The organism is Paenibacillus sp. USDA918EY (genome assembly GCF_009870825.1).
Taxonomy (GTDB): Bacteria; Bacillota; Bacilli; order Paenibacillales; family Paenibacillaceae; genus Paenibacillus_AQ; species Paenibacillus_AQ albilobatus.
Map to the genome: position 1 here is coordinate 1 of NZ_WTWY01000050.1, position 1,025 is coordinate 1,025.

3 protein-coding genes are annotated in these 1,025 nt (G+C 43.4%); all 3 read right to left on the reverse strand.

Annotated features, from left to right (window positions below):
• Positions 1-163 precede the first annotated feature (163 nt).
• Entirely contained in the window at positions 164-454 is a 291-nt protein-coding gene (locus GQY55_RS30735) for a hypothetical protein (RefSeq protein WP_160045725.1), read from the reverse strand.
• Positions 451-657, reverse strand: a complete 207-nt coding sequence (locus GQY55_RS30740; protein WP_160045726.1) for an AlpA family phage regulatory protein — start codon at positions 655-657, stop codon at positions 451-453. Before GQY55_RS30740 ends, GQY55_RS30735 begins: the two co-directional genes overlap by 4 nt.
• Before the next feature lie 54 nt (positions 658-711).
• Positions 712-1,025 (reverse strand): DUF5405 family protein (locus GQY55_RS30745; protein WP_236575990.1); only part of this gene is annotated, 314 nt, incomplete at its 5' end.

Genomic DNA, 1,025 nt, shown 5'->3' on the forward strand with positions numbered 1-1,025 from the left:
GATGTACAAAGCGATTGAATGGCAGGACAACTCTTTCCATGCCTTTGATTCCATCATGCTTGCCGTTATTCTTAAGTGCCGCCCTTTTGAACTTGTCCCCTCAAAGGGTTTGAATCCGTAGTCCTTCTTTTTGCGTGGCATTCACCTCACCGCCAATATTTCATTACCTGCCATCATCGAGTTCAGCAAGATGGAGGCTGATCCCCTCCAAACACTGCCGCATATTGATTTTGCGTTCCAGATAGTCCCACACTGTGCGAAGAATTTCTGTGTCTATAGGATCAAGACTGGCTATTGAGTGCACTTCACTTATGGCATAGATTGTCATATTGATATGTTTCATTAGGAAATAGTCGTAATCTTCATCGTTCTTTACGAGCTTATTTTGTTGTGCGTTCAGTTCTCTCGCCAGCCTCAGAAGAATAACGGTCATTTTTCGTTTTTCTTTGGTCATGGTTGATTCACACGCACTTTCACTCGTTGCTTACTATCAAGCCATTCAAAGAATCGGTCACGGTACACCAGTTTACGCTCATTTAATTCAAGCAGGGGGAAGTCCGGGCTTTTCATTAGCTCGTACACCGACGATTTGGAAAGACCAGTAACTTGAATTATGTGCTTTGCCTGTAGAATAATCGGCAAATCAGATCGTTCCATGTTTATCACCTCACGGTATATTGTTTTCGGACGTTTGAGGCGTGGTTACAGCCTTTACACCGTAACCACGCTGCGGATATATTCCTCAATCCGTCTAACGTCTGTAACCAACTCTTGAATCGTTGTGGCAGTCGATTCCTTGATTTTGAGCTTTACGACTTTGTTGAGCGCATCAGCGACACTTCCGTAATATCCGTGAATAACAGTTCTTTCCTGCCCCTTACCGCCTTTTGCACGCTTTACTTCTTTCAGGATGAAATTGTACGGGTCGGATTCAATGGAGAATCTTTCATCAATTTTCACTTTCATTTGCTCCCCTCCTCTTAAATTGTTTTCTACAGACGTTTGAGGCTTGTTTTCAGGCGTTC